This is a genomic window from Chryseobacterium sp. SIMBA_029 (assembly GCF_046535275.1).
Lineage (GTDB): Bacteria > Bacteroidota > Bacteroidia > Flavobacteriales > Weeksellaceae > Chryseobacterium.
The window spans coordinates 1-303 of record NZ_JAWRXA010000166.1 but is presented as its reverse complement, the minus strand read 5'-3'; the positions used below and the strand labels follow the sequence as shown (position 1 = coordinate 303).

At 58.1% G+C, this 303-nt stretch carries 1 protein-coding gene; it reads right to left on the bottom strand.

The window, feature by feature from the left end:
* The coding region (locus SB679_RS23660; protein WP_410704707.1) for an LLM class flavin-dependent oxidoreductase at window positions 1-303 on the bottom strand (303 nt) is incomplete at both ends.

The window sequence follows — 303 nt, the reverse complement described above, 5'->3', positions numbered from 1 at the left end:
CCGCTCGTCGTGGCTCATCTGCGCGGACATTCCATGGTTAAGCGCTGCGCTGTTAAGATAGGAGGACACCACGTTCCAACCAATGCGGCCTTCCGTGACGTGGTCGAGAGTGGAGAGCCTTCGGGCCAAGGCGTAGGGATTTTCGAATGTCACCGCAGCCGTAACAGCAAATCCAAGGTTTTTGGTCGCTTGCGCCATCGCAGAGACATACATCATCGGATCGTTCGCCGGAATCTGCATCCCATCGCGCAGGCTGGGTGCAGCGGAACCTTCGAACACATCGTAGGGGCCAAGGACATCCGC